Origin of the sequence: Edaphobacter bradus (assembly GCF_025685645.1) — a bacterium.
GTDB classification, from domain to species: Bacteria; Acidobacteriota; Terriglobia; order Terriglobales; family Acidobacteriaceae; genus Edaphobacter; species Edaphobacter bradus.
Genome location: NZ_JAGSYF010000001.1, coordinates 690,741 through 703,607 on the forward strand (window position 1 = coordinate 690,741; position 12,867 = coordinate 703,607).

Here is a 12,867-nt window from a genome sequence, read left to right on the forward strand (position 1 = left end):
GCTAGCGCGAGAGCAGCGCCACCCCGACGCCGACAAACAGCGCCGCCAGCCAGCGCCTTTTGTCAACGTTCTCATGAAGAAAGATCTTCGCAGCCGCCGCGTTGCCGATGAAGGTCAGCGAGGCGCTCGCGGGGGCGGCAAGTGAAACATCCACTTTGCTAAGGGTGAACAGCAGCGAAAAGAAGCTCAAGGCCATCGCGAAGACTCCCAGCAGAAACATCCCATTGCCGGTTACGGCCTTGATGGCTCCTGCCAGTCCCGACTGCTCACGGATGACGTCGAGGTCGCCGATGCGTCGCATTGCTCCTGCGGTGAGGACGTCTCCCGCAATCGCCGTAACTGCTACTGCCACAATGGTGGCCCACGTCTCGAAGGTTCCTGCGTGGGTCATTTTGCCTCCCTTACAGGTTGAGGATGCTCGGTGAGCGATGGCCCGTTGGCGACGAAGCCGACGCCGCAGACGATCATAAGAATTCCCACCCAGCGGTACACAGAGATGTGCTCATGCAGCCAGAACCGCGAGAGCAGCGCCACCACGACATACCCGAACGCCGTGGAGGGCAGCACAAACGTCAGATCGGCCCAGCTCAGCGCCGTCAGATAGCTCGCGAAAAAACCGAGCAGCAACAGGATCCCGCTGATGACCCACGGATTTCTTAGAGCGAGGAGCAGCATCCCAAGATGGTGCAGCGAGACAGAGCCCACCTGCGCCATGCCATGTGACAGCAGGGTATCGCCGACCGACGCGGTGAGCATGACAGCCAGTAGGATAAGGTAACGCTGCGGGGTAAGGGTGTGCTTCATCTCTTCAATCAACTCACGCGGTAATCGCACTGATTGCCGCTCAGCAAAAAGCGGTCAGCATTGCTATGCTGACCGCTCGGGATTTTCGCCTGATATCAGGCGTTCATACTTACGGATTCCTGCTGCTTCAACGCGTTCTCTTCGCGCTTGGCGCGGGCCGCCTTGTTGCGCTGGGCGCGGAGCTTCATGAAGGACTTTGCCTCGACGTACAGCCGCGGAATGTCGCGGTTGACAATGGCCTTCCAGACCACGCGGAACGCAGCCTTGGGACGGAAGTAGTACTCGTCGTAAAACTTGTGCACCATCTCCATCACGTACTCGGTGGGCAAGCCGGGGTACTCGATGTGTGCCATCTGGTGTCCTCCGCCGTCCTCCATCTTCTCGTTGGTGATGAAGTTGTTCCTCTTGGCGAAGTCGTAGAACTCCGTGCCAGGGTAGGCATGGGCGACCGAGACCTGGATAGTCTCGCAGTCCAGCGTCTTGGCGAAGTTGATGGTGTTGCGGATCGATTCCTTCGTCTCACCCGGCAGGCCGAGGATGAAGTCGGCATGGATGATGAGGCCGAGGTCGTGGCAGTCCTTCACGAAGTCGCGCGCACGCTCGATCGTCGCACCCTTCTTGATGTTCTTGAGGATCTGGGGGTCGCCCGACTCGAAGCCCACGATCAGCAGCCGGCAGCCGGCCTCCTTCATCGCCTTCAGGGTCTCGCGGTCAGTAGTGACGCGCGAGGTGCAGGACCAGGTCAGGCCGAGGGGCTTCAGCTTGGCGCAGAGCTCGATGGTGCGGGCCTTCTGGATGTTGAAGGTGTCGTCGTCGAAGAAGAACTCCTTCACGTGAGGGAAGAGCTTCTTCGCGTGCGCCATCTCGGCTGCCACGTCATCTGTAGACCGCTTGCGCCACGCGTGGCCCGAGAGCGTCTGCGGCCAGAGGCAGAACGTGCACTGTGCCGGGCAGCCGCGCGTCGAGTAGAGCGAGACGTAGGGGTGCAGTAGGAACGGCACGTTGTACTTCGTGACGTCCATGTCGCGCGCGTAGATGTCGGTCACCCACGGCATCGCGTCCAGGTCCTCGACCTGCGGGCGGTCGGGGTTGTGTTGGATGACCCCGCTCGCGTCCTTGTAGCTGATGCCCAGGATCTCGTTCAACGGCTTGCCGTTTGCGTACTCCACCACGGAGAAGTCGAACTCGCGGCGGCAGACGAAGTCGATGACGGAGCACTCGTTCAAGGCGCGATCCGGGTCGGTCGTCACCGGAGGCCCGACAAAGGCGATCTTGATCGTCGGGTTGGCGCGCTTGATGGCCTGCGCCAGCGCGTGGTCGCCGCTCCAGCCCACCGTGGAGGTGAACAGCACGAGAAACTCGTAGCCCTTGGCTATCTCTATGGTCTCTTCGGCCGAGACGTGGTGCGGAGGCGCGTCGAGCAGCCGCGACCCCTCCAGCATGCCGGCGGGGTAGGCCAGCCACACAGGGTACCAGTAGGACTCGATCTCGCGCGTCGCGGGCCATCGAGAGCTGGCGCCGCCATCAAAATTTTCAAAGGAAGGTGGATTCAGGAAAAGTGTTTTGAGGGGCATGATTTATAGCTCAAGTTTACCATTTTAGTCGCGATTGCCGGGGGCTTTTTCCAGGGTTCCGCCAAAGGTGCGCGAACTGCGCGTGCGGCGGCAAATGCCTGTTTTGTTTAGGGATGCGGAGACGTGACCTGCTGCAGTTGGGCGGTCATCTTGAGCCAGGGCTCAAGGTCTCCGGTCTGGCGCAGCAGATTGATCTCCACCTGTCGCATCTCGAAGTTCGTGTTGAGAACCGTCAGAAACTTCTCCCGCTCTGCAATTCGCGTGTTCTGCTCGTCCTTCGGTGTCATCTGCGGCTCCGAGAAATTACCACTGCCGGCCTGCAACCGCACCCGCATCATATCGAGCTGCTGCTGTGCGAGTTGTTGATCAAGATTTGCGACCTCCGCCCGCGCCCGCAGCTCCTCGGTGGAGCGCCGCACTCTCTTCTGACCGTCGAGAAACTGGTCGCGCACCAAGTCCGCATCAAGCTTTGCCCGGACGGCATCCGCCGCCGATTCACGCGCCTTGGCCTTGTGCACCATGTCGAACACAGGAAGCGTGATCTGGATACCGATGCCGGCATTGTTGTGCTGGAAGTTCCGGTAATAGAGGTCGTAGTTATTGATCTTGGAAAACCGGTTGTACTGTGCGGCAAAGTAGATCTGTGGGCGCCACAGATATCGGGAATCTCCGAACGCGATCTCCTGCTTGGCATGTGCAACCGCGTAGGCCGACTCGACGGCGGGGCTGTACGGCGGTGGAGCATCTCCCCTGGGATCCGCCGCTGGCTCCGGGAACGCCGGAACGCTGCTGGGAACCACAGTGAGACCCTGCGCGGGCAGCCCCGTGAGCCGCCCGAGATGTTCCTGGTCTGCGACCAACTCATCTTCAGCGCGCAGTTGCGCCAGATGAATCTGCGCTGCTGTCAGGCGAGCCGTCGTCAGATCGATGGGGGTATCCTGTCCAGCGTCTAGCCGCTGCTGGACGATGGTGACCAACTTCGCCGCGTAACCCGATTCATCCTGCAACGCGCTCTGCCGCTGCTGGTCGCGATCGACCGCGAGGTAGGTTACAGCGGCATCCTCCGCAACCGCCAGCCGTGCGTCCCGCAGCGCAAGGTTGGCCGCGTTCAACGAAGCACGCGCCGCGCGGATGTAATCATGCTGGGAAAAGTTGAAGAGCAGCGACTGCGAGTTGACGTTGAAGACCGAGGGCTGTCCGACCGGAAACCCATAGGAGTATCCCAGGCCCGATCCGCCCACCAGAGTCGGAATGTAGGCGTCCTGGGACTCTTCCAGAACCGCTCGCGCCTTGTCGACCTCTACCTGCGCCAGTTTGACCTTCAGGCTGCTTCGCAGAGCGAGATCCACGGCTGTAGTGAACGAGATCTGTGCCACAGCAGGCACGCCCGCCAGGACAAGAGCGCATCCTGCAACCAGTAGACGGAGACGGCGAGGCATACGTGCTGAGAGGCTCCTGCGAGATCGGCTTGAGACCATGGTATCCCTTTTTCTCATGTCCCCTGCATTGCCTTGCGCGCTGGAGCATAGTTTGGTGCCAGCGCAACTGCAGCCGCATACTCACGCTGCGCGCCTGCCGCATCGCCGCGCTGCCGCAGAAGGTCGCCAAGCTGTACGTGTACCTTGAAGGCTGGCGCATCTTCAGACTTCGCCGGGGAAGCAAGATACGCTCTCAGCGCGCGCTCGGCAATGTCGGGCGAGCGGTGCAGCGTAGTCAGGATGCCGGCCGCATCTACCAGCGACGCATTCTTTGCACGGTTCGCCTGAATGCTTGCCTGGACCGTGGCGGCTGCTTTGTCTGCCTGCTTCTGCTCCTCGTAAAACTGGCTCAGATCGATGTACGCCTCCGGCGTTCTGCCCGCCGCGACTGCTCTCATGAACTCTGTCTCTGCCGTTGCGTTGTCATTCTTCTTCTCGGCAATCAGGGCCAGCAACCGGTGCGTTTTTTCTACCGACTGAGGCTGCAGTTGTGCCACAAGCGCCTGCGCCTTATCCAGGCCGCCACCCACAATCGACGGCGCCCGGACATAAAACTCGCCGAGCGCGCTCATCGCCTCGACGTTTGCCGGATCCAGTTGCACCGCCCATTCGAAAGCAACGCGGACTTTTTTCGCGATTGAGAAGGCGCTTAGCATATTCACCTGCGAGGCCTTGAGGCCATAGGCGCGCCCGAGCCAAAACTGATACTCGCTGCTCGATGGGGCATTCGATGCCGCCAACTCGCACTCGTGTACGGCGTCGTCTCCCATATCCTGCGCGTAGTATGCCCGGCACAGCAGCAGATGAGCATTTGCGTCGTCCGGCTGTGCCGCAAGGACCTGCCGCAACGTGGTTTGGGCTTCGTCAATCCGGCCCTGTTTCAGCAGTTCTTCTGCAGGTGGGTCCGCGGCGAACAACCGACAGACGCCTGTGAAGAAAGCGAAGGCAACCAGTGCAGAGCGAATCGGGTGCAAGCGCCTCGTGACAGACATGTTCATTCGACGACTTTAACGGCGAGACCGTTGGACAGATCGCGGTTGCTCGTCGCCCCCAGCGCCACAGTATCCTTCTCCGTCAGGCCTTCCACAATCTCGACACGCGTCAAATTGAGCGCGCCCACCTGAACCGGCGTCCGCACGAGATTGTCGTCGATCACGCGGAAGACAAAGTCGTTTGAGCCCTCCGTATGGAGGGCCTCGCGAGGCACGCTCAGCACGTTGAAGCGCTGCTGCGTCGTTACCGTAACCGTCACATTCGTGTTCGGAAGCAGATCGCCGTGGGCGTCATCGACGGCAATAATGCACTCGCCGACATTCCGCGTACCGTAGGTGATCACCGTCGAAGGAGCCCGGCTGATGTGGCCGTGCCATGCCTGATTCGGCTTGGCGTCCCAGACAATCTTGACCGCCTGCCCCACCGCCAGTTTGCCGATCTCCGGCTCGTCGAAGTATGCCCTGACCTGAATACGATTCAGGTCAGCCACATCCATCAGGTCCTCGCCAGCTGGCACAAAGTCGTACGTCGATACCGGGATCGAATAGACGGTACCAGAAAGGGGAGAGCGGACATTCGCCGCGTCATAGCCGGACTGCGCTGCGACTACCCCTGCCTTGGCATCCGAGACCTGTGCCGCGGCCCGGGCGCGGTCTGAGTCGCTGTACCGCTGGGTGCTTCTCGCCTGAGCGTTCTGGAGTGCGGAGTTAGCCACGTCCAGGCGCTGTTGTGCTGCCGCGACCTCACCCGCCGACGCCGCTCCCGTCCGTTGGAGCTCCTTCAGGGTGGCAAGGCTTCTGGCCGCCTGCTGCTGCTGCAACTGCGCCCGGGCCAGGTCCCCGGCCAGGGCAATTCGTTCATCCTGCGTTCCCCCCTGATCGAGGTCGTGCAGGTTAGACTCCGCCGTCCGAAGCGTTGTGCGGGCCGTGGCAAGTCGCGAGACCGTATCCGAGTCCTGCATCCTCACCAACAGATCGCCCTTCCTGACCTTCTGGCCGACCTCGACATAAATCTTCGCGATCGTGCCTGGCCCTGGTGCATGCGCCTGAAACTCCTCAATCGGCTCCACGCGACCGTTGGTCGGGATCGTGGTCGTCAGGTTCTGGTGCGTTACCGGTGATACTCGAACCTCGACGCGGTCCCGCGTAAACGAGCGGATCGCAACGACGCCAACAATGGCGGCCGCTAGCACAATACCCGCCAGCACAATTGGATTGAGCCGTCTTGTTTCAGTCGTTGGCATGTCTACGAAACGTCAGTATATAAGACGCGAAACACTCGAAAACGAAGCGTATGTTTTAGTTCCAGCGGGTGAACCATACCGCATACGGGGCTTGAGTGGCCCCTGCCTATTCCGTTACCCGCAAATCAAGCAGTTCCAGCTCTAATCCAGCGAACCTGGGCTTCGTCTTTGTGCGCAACCGGTAGGCCACATCCACGCGCGTCCCGGGCTCAAGACCTAGCCTTGAGCACCTCTCCAGCCATTCCGAGCCACGGCTCCAGCCCAGCGCGCTCAACCGAACGCCATCTGCTTGGAGCTCAAGGCAGATATGCCTTTCTTTGATCGGTCGCGGCGAAGTGGCGAGCGCCACCCCGCATGACACCAGCACTGGCTCGCGGTTGCCCGCTCCAAACGGCCCGCACCGTGCCAGCCACGCGGCAAACTCCAGCGTCAGTTCTGCAAAGGGTACCTCGACATCACATTCCATCGGCGGAAACAAGATCTGCTCCGTCAACTGCGAGGCTCCATACAGCCGCATCTGCTCGCGCAACGTCTCTACGCGCTCCGACGGCATCGAAAACCCCACCGCATGGGCGTGTCCTCCGAACCGCGTAAATATCCCGCCTTCGGTTTGCATTCCACCGTGAACGGCCGTCAAAGCGTCCAATAGATGAAAGCCCGCCACCGAGCGCCCCGAGCCGTGCGCATGACCATCCTCGTGCGACAGAACGAGCGCCGGCCTGCCTGTGCGGTCCACCACTCTCGACGCCAGAATCCCCAGCACGCCGCGATGCCAGTCCGGATCGTCCAGCACGATGCACTCGGCAGGGAACTCGCCCGACTCGCCGCGCAGCGCAGCCAGTCTGTCCTCGATCGCCTTCAGCGCCTCGGCCTCGGTCGCCCGGCGCTCTTCATTCAGCCGGTTCAGCTTCTGGGCCAGCTCAACGGCACGCTCAACGTCGCGGGTCAGAAACATCTCCACCACGTCGCTCGCAATGTCCATCCTGCCCGCCGCGTTGATGCGTGGAGCGATCCTGAACCCCACCTCCGTAGCAGTCGGGGACCTGTCCGCCGGAATCTGCGCCACCTCCATCAGCGCTCGCAGCCCCGGCTGTACGGGGTTCCGGAGCTCCTTCAGTCCCAGCGCCGCGATCACGCGGTTTTCCCCATCGAGCGGCACCGAGTCGGCAATCGTTGCAATCGCCACCAACTTCAGAAACGACGGAAGCAGAGCCTTCTGCAGCCGTACACGTTCCTCCTCGGTCTGACAGGCAGCCGTCAGAATGGCCTGTGCAAGCTTGAAGGCAACTCCCGCCCCGCACAGCCACTTGAAGCCGTACTCGCATCCGGGCTGCGCGGGATTCACCACGGCGACAGCCTCCGGAACACCCACCGCCTCATCGGGCAGATGGTGGTCCGTCACGATCAGATCAAGTCCCAGCGCCTTCGCCTCCATAGCCGCGGCAAAGGCGCGAATCCCTGTATCCACGCTGATCACCAGCCGAACTCCCGCCGCTGCTGCCTGCCCCAGGACTCCCGTCTGCATCCCGTAGCCCTCGCGTATCCGATGGGGAACGTGATAGCTCACCTTTGCTGGCTTGTCCTTTGGAGCAATGCGCTCGATGGCCGTCTTCAGCAGCACCGTGGCCACTGTGCCGTCCACGTCGTAGTCACCGTAGATGAGGATTGGCTCGCCGTCGCGCGCAGCCTGCTGCACCCGCGCCACCGCCTCGGGCATCCCGAGCATCTGCATCGGGTCGAGCAGGGAATCGAGCGTTGGATGGAAGAATGCATCAACTGCAGCGTCGTCAACGATGCCGCGCAGCACCAGCAGCTCCGCGATAGCCCTCGGACAGCCGGCGCGCACCATAACGCGCTCGACCGCAGCGCCGTCAGGTTTGCCGATCTTCCAATCCTGCCGGGGTTCTTCCAGGGCCGAGGACATCATCCCGCCTACTCGTCGATGTCGTGGTCGTCCACGACGATTCCACCGAGCTCCGAGACCGTCTCCAGCAGGTTCTGGAAGGTGTCATACCAATCCGTCGCCACCTCGAAAAGGAACATCACACCCTGATGCGCGAAGCCTAGTTGCAGATATCCGATCTTGCCGACGTGCCTCACGAGCCGTTCGGCATCGTCAATCTCCGGGGCTTCATCGTCCGGAAATGTCTGGTCGCGGATCTGGTCCAGAAGCAGAACGATATCCGACTTCTCGAGCACCACCTCGCTCATCGTGACAAATGGCGCGCCTGCAGCCTTGGCATGTTCTACGAAGTCCTTCCAGCCGTCCGGACTCTCGTCTTCAAACAGCACCGTGGGCACGTCTTCGGTGACGTAGCCGTTCAGCCGGCGCATGCCATGCCCGGCGATGAACGCCACCATATCGTCTTTGAGCGAAATAAGATTGTCGTATTGCATCAATCAGCTATTGTCTCAAAAAGGCCCGGGCACCGCACCTCGAATCCCCGCCGAATCCCAGCCGCGGCCCGCGCGAGCCGTCTGCGAATGCACAAGTAGCGTGCAGCCATGGGCTTACGAATTGGCGTGATATATTCGATTAAAAGCCAATGATCTTCTCTAAAGATTATGTAGGGTATCTGGCTCGCCAGACCGTAAAGCACCTCATCGCCGCAAAGATGATCAAGACCGAAAAGCAGGCGCTTCTCGACGAGCGAGTTGCTGCCGCCATGGTCGATGAGCTCTCTCTCGAAGACCGCATCAACGATGAGGTTCGCGTCATTCTTGAGGCATTTCAGGACGACATGCGCAAGACCGGCGCCAGCTATCCGGAGATGTTCAAGAAGGTCAAGAACGAACTGGCCCGCAAGTACAAGGCGGTGCTGTGAGAATCTCCCGCGACAAACTCAACAAACTCGCCCACACCGTGGCCGACACCCTCGCCGAGATCCCCGAGTGCGACTTTCTCGAGGACCGCAACACCATCCGGCAGGAAGCCCGCAAGCATCTCGAGAAGCTGCTGCTCGAAGAGACGAAGATCGACGCCGCCGCGCGCCAGAAGATATCCTCCCAGCGCAAGATCATCCTCGAAGGCTCGCAGGAGTGGGACATCCTCTATCGCAAGTATTACAACGACGAAGTAAAAAAGCTCGGCCTCTAGTCGAACTCAGCCTTTGCTCTTGCCTTTCTGGTTGTCATCCCGTGGCCCTTTCTGGTTGTCATTCCGTAGCGTAGCGAAGGAATCTGCTATTGTCTTTTGGTTGTCATTCCGAGCGAAGCCGAGGAATCTGCTTTTGCTTCAACAGTCACAAAAACTAAGCCCCACACGAACCCTCATCCCCCAAATTGCTGTTATAATCAACTCATTGCAGCAGTGAGCGGTTCGCGCTCTAAGTGGCGTTATGGTGTAACTGGTTAACACGTCGCCCTCTCAAGGCGAAGAGTCCGGGTTCGAGCCCCGGTAACGCTACCAATCCTTCCTGCTCCAGCTTTTCCTTCCAGCGCGGCGCCATGGTGTAACTGGTTAACACGCGGCCCTTTCAAGGCTGAGAGTACGGGTTCGATCCCCGTTGGCGCTACCAAACTAAGACAATACAAATAAATGGTTTATGCGAGTATGCGATTCTGAGCTTGGATTGCTTTGCGAAGTCGTGCGGCAATTATGCGGCAACGCCATTATCGGCGGTTGATCTTTTGGCGGTAGATGCCCAAGCACTGCGGACGCGAGCCATAGACCCCCACCCCCCAGAATCGATGCAGTGGTCAGGCGCGGGGAGCGCCCTTGTCCGTCTCGGTCCATATATGAAAGTCGGTCATGCCCGTATTTCGCACTTGATTCGAGCAACGGAATTGCTATCGTGAAAACTGTGCGGAGGATGACCTATGGCGACCTATTCGGAGATTCAAGACTACGTTCGTAGCAAAGATGGCTTCACCGTGAAAACATGCTGGATTGCCCATATCAAGGCAGAGCATGGACTCACCACGCGGCTTGCACCAAACCGTTTTGATCCATCAAGGCGGCATCACCCCTGTCCGCCTGATAAGCGCTCACCCATCGAAAGCGCGATGAGGCATTTTCGGATGATTTAGCAAAAGGGATCAATCCCGTATCAAATTGGAAGTCGAGAGCGAAGCAAGCCTAATGGACGACGAACAGAAGCACATCGACGGGTATGACGGCGAAATCAGTCTTATCCATGAAACGATCAACAAGGATCAAGCTGAATACGATAAGCAACTCCTGACGCTTTCATCGGGATTTCTTGCGGTATCCTTAGCTTTCATCAAGGATCTTGTACCGCTCAAAGATGCGGTTTGTATTGCACTTCTATATGCAGCATATAGTCTGTTGGTCGTGTGCATTATGCTTGTTTTGGCGTCGTATCAATACGGCATCAAGGGGCAGTACAAGGCGAAGGATTTTTGGGAAGAGAAGAAGAAGTGTCCGGAAAAATCTTTGGAGGATTTTCCATTCAAATATGCCACTCGTATTCGCTGGCTAAATATCATCACTGGTCTTGTCTTCTTTGTTGGGGTGTCAACACTGGCACTCTTTGTCATCCTGAACATTCATTACATGAGGTCGAACGTGACAACTGAACATGCCTTAGCGAACGAAGCGGCGCATATGAAGGCTCCGACTCCTGGAAGTAATGAGGATCGTGGTTCTCACATCAAGATTCCTGCAAGGCCACCAGCTACGCAGCCAAGTCCAAATCCGAGCCCGAACAATCAACCGAACAAGAGCAAGTGAGGAGACAATTGATGAGTAATAGCAAGCCGCCACGCAAGGGAGTACCGGGGATCGCGCAGGATGCTGCTCATATCAAGACGCCGCCGAAGCCCGCTGGGAATGCAGCAACGAAGGTGAATCCACCGAACAAAGGTAAATGAACGAAAGGACCGTTCGTGGCGGCGAAAAAAGCGAAGAAAACAGGCGCAATTTCTAAGACGGGTGCATCGCACATCAAGACGCCGCGGACAACCACGCCTCAGTCTAAGATGGACGGAAACAAGAAGCCGTCCAAATAAGCGTCCATTGCGATTCGCCGGAGTCTTTCTCCACAGAGCCGGGTGCCCCACGTCTCGCTTTTGAGACGTGGGTGGGATGCGAAGCGGCTTCCGCTCTGCCCCGAGCAGCGTCGAGGGGCCAGAGCGGAGGGGCAGCCGAAGCGACCGAATTCGACTCCGCTTTTGTCTTCTCTCCCATTCATATCCATCGCTTTTTCAACAGCCCAACGCTTGACACCCCTGATAACCTTAAATCAGGAGGAGCCCGGCAAAGCGCCGGGCTTTCGCATTTAGCAGCAAAGTCAAAGTCCGGACCTATGTCCAATCTTTCGAAGACTTTGCACACTTTTTGACGGGAGGGGAGAGTCGGTGGTGAACACGAAATCTGAAGCCGCGCCAACTCAACGGCTGCCCGGTTCACAGCGATATACTGTCCCTGTGAGCAAGACGTTTTACATCGAAACCTTCGGCTGCCAGATGAACGCCCATGACTCGGAAAAAGTCATCGGCACGCTCGAGCACGAGGGCTACTCCCAGGTAGCCGACGAAGCCGAAGCCGGCCTCATCCTGTACAACACCTGCTCCATCCGCGACAAGGCCGAGCAGAAGGTCTTCCACCGCCTCAACGAGTACAAGCGCATGCAGGGCGAGGGCAAGAAGTTCGCCGTCCTCGGCTGCGTCGCCCAGCAGGAGGGCGAGCGCATCTTCGACCGCGCCCCCTACGTTTCGCTGGTCGCTGGCTCTGCCTCCTACCGCAACCTGCCCAGCATGCTCGCCCGCCTCGAAGCCGGCGAGACCCGCATCACCGGACTCGACGACCGCCAGACCGACCAGACCTTCGACACCGAGTTCACCGTCCGCTCCAACCCCCACCGCGGCTACATCACCATCATCGAGGGCTGCGACAAGTTCTGCGCCTACTGCGTCGTTCCTTACACGCGCGGCAAGGAGCGCTCGCGCACCTCGGCCTCCGTACTCGTCGAAGCCCGCCGTATGGCCGACCTCGGCTATACCGACATCCAGCTCCTCGGCCAGAACGTCAACTCCTGGCGCGACCCCTCGGGCCGCCTCTCCTTCGCCGAACTCCTAACCGCCGTCGGCAACATTCCCGGCATCCGCCGCGTGCGCTTCACCACCTCGCACCCGCGCGACTTTACCCGCGACATCGTCGAAGCCATCGACGCCACGCCGACCCTCTGCGACCACATCCATCTCCCGGTGCAGTCCGGCTCATCGTCCGTCCTCAAGGCCATGTCGCGCGAGTACACCCGCGAGTGGTACCTCGAGCGCATGAGCTGGATCCACGCGGCCACCCGCGACATCAGCATTACCAGCGACATGATTGTCGGGTTCCCTGGTGAGACTGACGCGGACTTCGAAGAGACCATCACGCTGCTCGGAGCCGTGCGCTACGACGCCGTCTTCGCCTTCAAGTTCTCGCCCCGGCCCAACACTCCTGCGGTCCACATGGCCGACAGCATTCCCGAGGCGGTGAAGAACGAGCGGCTCCGCATCCTCAACGATCGTCAGCGCGAGATTCAGCGCGAGCACTACGCCCGCCACCTCGGCCAGGTGCAGGAGGTCATGGTTGAGAGTTACAATCCTGCCCGCAACCAAGTCGTTGGTCGCAGTTCGCAGAACAAGACGGTGAACTTCACCACGGCGCAGCTTGTGTCGGCTAACCCGCCCGTCGGCAGCTATCTGAACGTCCGCGTCACTCAGACGCTGCCCAACTGCCTCGTCGGCGAAGCGCTGCCGCCGGCCGAGGGTGAAGTCTCCTTCGTCCCTGTCCAGCGCCCGCAACCCTTTGTCGTCCTCAACTAAT

At 59.7% G+C, this 12,867-nt stretch carries 14 protein-coding genes and 2 tRNA genes; 8 read left to right on the forward strand and 8 right to left on the reverse strand.

What is annotated here, in order from left to right:
- Position 1 precedes the first annotated feature (1 nt).
- From OHL16_RS02835 to OHL16_RS02870, 8 genes are all read right to left on the reverse strand, one after another.
- Positions 2 to 391, reverse strand: a complete 390-nt coding sequence (locus OHL16_RS02835) for an EamA family transporter (protein WP_263365547.1) — start codon at positions 389 to 391, stop codon at positions 2 to 4.
- A complete protein-coding gene (locus OHL16_RS02840) occupies positions 388 to 804 on the reverse strand; it encodes a DMT family transporter (protein ID WP_263365548.1) in 417 nt (138 codons plus the stop codon). The genes OHL16_RS02835 and OHL16_RS02840 overlap by 4 nt, the downstream gene beginning before the upstream one ends.
- Before the next feature lie 95 nt (positions 805 to 899).
- On the reverse strand, positions 900 to 2,378 hold the full coding sequence (hpnJ, locus tag OHL16_RS02845) for a hopanoid biosynthesis associated radical SAM protein HpnJ (protein WP_263365549.1): 1,479 nt from the start codon (positions 2,376 to 2,378) through the stop codon (positions 900 to 902).
- Positions 2,379 to 2,485: 107 nt separating this feature from the next.
- A complete protein-coding gene (locus tag OHL16_RS02850; RefSeq protein ID WP_263365550.1) occupies positions 2,486 to 3,817 on the reverse strand; it encodes a TolC family protein in 1,332 nt (443 codons plus the stop codon).
- 53 nt (positions 3,818 to 3,870) lie between these two features.
- The gene (locus OHL16_RS02855; protein WP_263365551.1) at positions 3,871 to 4,830 is read right to left on the reverse strand and encodes a tetratricopeptide repeat protein; all 960 of its coding nucleotides are present in this window, start codon (positions 4,828 to 4,830) and stop codon (positions 3,871 to 3,873) included.
- A gap of 20 nt (positions 4,831 to 4,850) precedes the next feature.
- Positions 4,851 to 6,092, reverse strand: a complete 1,242-nt coding sequence (locus tag OHL16_RS02860; RefSeq protein ID WP_263365552.1) for an efflux RND transporter periplasmic adaptor subunit — start codon at positions 6,090 to 6,092, stop codon at positions 4,851 to 4,853.
- A gap of 106 nt (positions 6,093 to 6,198) precedes the next feature.
- Entirely contained in the window at positions 6,199 to 8,019 is a 1,821-nt protein-coding gene (recJ, locus tag OHL16_RS02865; protein ID WP_263365553.1) for a single-stranded-DNA-specific exonuclease RecJ, read from the reverse strand.
- Positions 8,020 to 8,024: 5 nt separating this feature from the next.
- Complete coding sequence (locus tag OHL16_RS02870; RefSeq protein ID WP_263365554.1) at positions 8,025 to 8,489, reverse strand: hypothetical protein; 465 nt, start codon at positions 8,487 to 8,489, stop codon at positions 8,025 to 8,027.
- A 149-nt stretch (positions 8,490 to 8,638) separates the two neighbouring features.
- Between OHL16_RS02870 and OHL16_RS02875 the strand changes: the two genes are divergently transcribed.
- From OHL16_RS02875 to miaB, 8 genes are all read left to right on the forward strand, one after another.
- Entirely contained in the window at positions 8,639 to 8,917 is a 279-nt protein-coding gene (locus OHL16_RS02875) for a DUF507 family protein (RefSeq protein WP_263365555.1), read from the forward strand.
- Complete coding sequence (locus tag OHL16_RS02880; protein WP_263365556.1) at positions 8,914 to 9,189, forward strand: DUF507 family protein; 276 nt, start codon at positions 8,914 to 8,916, stop codon at positions 9,187 to 9,189. The genes OHL16_RS02875 and OHL16_RS02880 overlap by 4 nt, the downstream gene beginning before the upstream one ends.
- A 235-nt stretch (positions 9,190 to 9,424) precedes the next feature.
- Positions 9,425 to 9,501, forward strand: a tRNA-Glu gene (locus OHL16_RS02885).
- A gap of 32 nt (positions 9,502 to 9,533) precedes the next feature.
- A tRNA-Glu gene (locus OHL16_RS02890) sits at positions 9,534 to 9,610 on the forward strand.
- A 301-nt stretch (positions 9,611 to 9,911) separates the two neighbouring features.
- Positions 9,912 to 10,121: an RNA methyltransferase gene (locus OHL16_RS02895; protein WP_263365557.1), complete on the forward strand. Its 210-nt coding sequence runs from the start codon at positions 9,912 to 9,914 to the stop codon at positions 10,119 to 10,121.
- A 52-nt stretch (positions 10,122 to 10,173) separates the two neighbouring features.
- Positions 10,174 to 10,785, forward strand: coding sequence for a hypothetical protein (locus OHL16_RS02900; protein ID WP_263365558.1), 612 nt, complete (start codon positions 10,174 to 10,176; stop codon positions 10,783 to 10,785).
- An 11-nt stretch (positions 10,786 to 10,796) separates the two neighbouring features.
- Entirely contained in the window at positions 10,797 to 10,925 is a 129-nt protein-coding gene (locus OHL16_RS02905) for a hypothetical protein (protein ID WP_263365559.1), read from the forward strand.
- Between the two features lie 555 nt (positions 10,926 to 11,480).
- A complete protein-coding gene (miaB, locus tag OHL16_RS02910) occupies positions 11,481 to 12,866 on the forward strand; it encodes a tRNA (N6-isopentenyl adenosine(37)-C2)-methylthiotransferase MiaB (RefSeq protein ID WP_263366225.1) in 1,386 nt (461 codons plus the stop codon).
- Position 12,867 lies beyond the last annotated feature (1 nt).

Bases quoted from the DNA above. Each gene is read 5' to 3' on its own strand.
- OHL16_RS02835 (WP_263365547.1), bottom strand. From the start codon at position 391: ATGACCCACGCAGGAACCTTCGAGACGTGGGCCACCATTGTGGCAGTA.
- OHL16_RS02840 (WP_263365548.1), bottom strand. From the start codon at position 804: ATGAAGCACACCCTTACCCCGCAGCGTTACCTTATCCTACTGGCTGTC.
- hpnJ (WP_263365549.1), bottom strand. From the start codon at position 2,378: ATGCCCCTCAAAACACTTTTCCTGAATCCACCTTCCTTTGAAAATTTT.
- OHL16_RS02850 (WP_263365550.1), bottom strand. From the start codon at position 3,817: ATGCCTCGCCGTCTCCGTCTACTGGTTGCAGGATGCGCTCTTGTCCTG.
- OHL16_RS02860 (WP_263365552.1), bottom strand. From the start codon at position 6,092: ATGCCAACGACTGAAACAAGACGGCTCAATCCAATTGTGCTGGCGGGT.
- recJ (WP_263365553.1), bottom strand. From the start codon at position 8,019: ATGATGTCCTCGGCCCTGGAAGAACCCCGGCAGGATTGGAAGATCGGC.
- OHL16_RS02870 (WP_263365554.1), bottom strand. From the start codon at position 8,489: ATGCAATACGACAATCTTATTTCGCTCAAAGACGATATGGTGGCGTTC.
- OHL16_RS02875 (WP_263365555.1), top strand. From the start codon at position 8,639: ATGATCTTCTCTAAAGATTATGTAGGGTATCTGGCTCGCCAGACCGTA.
- OHL16_RS02895 (WP_263365557.1), top strand. From the start codon at position 9,912: ATGGCGACCTATTCGGAGATTCAAGACTACGTTCGTAGCAAAGATGGC.
- OHL16_RS02900 (WP_263365558.1), top strand. From the start codon at position 10,174: ATGGACGACGAACAGAAGCACATCGACGGGTATGACGGCGAAATCAGT.
- OHL16_RS02905 (WP_263365559.1), top strand. From the start codon at position 10,797: ATGAGTAATAGCAAGCCGCCACGCAAGGGAGTACCGGGGATCGCGCAG.